Genomic DNA, 1614 nt, shown 5'->3' with positions numbered 1-1614 from the left:
CCGAACTCGGCGACGGCCTTAGTCCAGACGTAATCCTTCTCCTTCTTCTGCTCCGTGGCGGTGCGGACCATCGACATCTTCACCCCCCGGTTCTCGACGAGCTGGCGCTTGAGAGCGTCGATCGGGTCGGCGGGAGCCCCCTGGGCGTCCGCGGTGGTACCGAATCCAGCCATCATCGGGACGACCAGCATGACGGCCGACGCAGCGATCCATCGCCTCATCTGAAAACGTCCTCCCGCACGTACCCAACACTGTGAAGGGCTGCAGCGTGATCTTTACACTCCGACATCTCGCCCTAGTTACAGCGCCTCGCCACCAAGCCGGTTACTCCGGCAATAATCAGCCGGACGCTTGCCGCAGGAGGTTGTTCTCGTGGGTAACGGCCGACGAACCCTGTGGCCTTCAGGCACCTTCGCCAGCAACATCACGCTCTGCGGCTGGACTTCTAGATCATTAGGGCGATGCCGTTGTCAGCGAGTTCTTCGGGGGTGAATACCGCGCTGGTGTCGTCGGCCAGCTCGGCGCTGTAGCCGATCTCGTAGCGGTTGGCGGGGGCCTTGACCTCGGTCGCCTCGATCGGGTGGCCGTTCTGGTCGGCCACGGTGCGGCGGATGATGAGGATCGCTTCGGCGTAGTCCATGCCCCGGCGGGTGCGTTCGTCTTCGTAGGCGATGCGGGAGGTGGTCAGGGTCATCCAGCGGATGGGTCCGTGTTCGCGGATGAGGGTCTGGTAGAAGAACGCGGGCCGCTTGCGGTACTGGTGGAAGCGCTTGGGGTCGTCCCAGTCGGGCAGCATGTCGGCGTCGGTGTAGGAGTTGATCTCCAGGCGGGCCGAGGCGCCGTGGATGCGGGCGGTGTGGCCGCGGTGCCACATGCTGCGGCGCTGGATGACCGGATGTCCGGATGGTCTCTTCGGAGGCGGGCGGGAGGCTTAGTCACCCAGATAGTCACTCAAGCCCGGTTTTCGTGATCACAGACTGAGTGTTTTGGCTGGTGGAGCCTAGGAGATTCGAACTCCTGACATCCTGCTTGCAAAGCAGGCGCTCTGCCAACTGAGCTAAGGCCCCGAGATTCAAGCCGCTGCCTGGGAGACGACCTGCTTCAGTCGTACACCGTAGCAACAGAACCGGCTCCTACGCCACTTGGATCGGGTGGGGCGTGGCATGTCTCACCGCGCAGGAATGTCGGAGATCGCGAACGGTTCCAGAGTACGAGATCGGTCCTGGTGATGGACCCCATTGAGCGGATCGGACCGGTGTCGCATGGGCTTGGGGCAAGCGAGCGGGGACTGGAGCACGGGATCGGGGTGGTGCGGCGGTACGCCACGAGGCGGGCCGTACTCGCCGCGCCGGTTCAGGGGGCGGTACGGGTACGGCGGGTGAGTTCCGTCTGATCGGTCAGGGCGGTGCTGAGCCGGTCGGGGCAGCCGCGCTGGATGAAGTACTTGGCGCCGGCCTTGGTCTCCTGGACGGTGAGGGGGCGGTAGCGCATGGCGATCCAGCGGCCGAGGACAGGGTCGTGGTCGATGTACCAGCCGGGGAAGGTTCGCCGTAGTACGGCGAGCGGGTCCTGGGGTGGGGGGTTCATGGGGGCTCCTGTCTGGAGGGTGCGGGC

3 protein-coding genes and 1 tRNA gene are annotated in these 1614 nt (G+C 65.0%); all 4 read right to left on the bottom strand.

Annotation, left to right across the window (positions count from 1 at the left end):
• Positions 1 to 221: hypothetical protein (locus IG98_RS46215; RefSeq protein ID WP_157594903.1), on the bottom strand; the 221-nt coding region annotated here is incomplete at its 3' end.
• 224 nt (positions 222 to 445) lie between these two features.
• Positions 446 to 874, bottom strand: coding sequence for a GntR family transcriptional regulator (locus IG98_RS0143820; protein ID WP_030926471.1), 429 nt, complete (start codon positions 872 to 874; stop codon positions 446 to 448).
• Between the two features lie 117 nt (positions 875 to 991).
• Positions 992 to 1067: transfer RNA gene (locus tag IG98_RS0143815), tRNA-Ala, on the bottom strand.
• 286 nt (positions 1068 to 1353) lie between these two features.
• On the bottom strand, positions 1354 to 1614 hold a 261-nt coding region (locus IG98_RS0143810; protein WP_211264388.1), incomplete at its 5' end, for a hypothetical protein.

The sequence above is a fragment of the Streptosporangium amethystogenes genome, assembly GCF_000721075.1.
Lineage (GTDB): Bacteria > Actinomycetota > Actinomycetes > Streptosporangiales > Streptosporangiaceae > Streptosporangium > Streptosporangium amethystogenes.
This window is presented reverse-complemented; position numbering and strand designations above follow the sequence as displayed.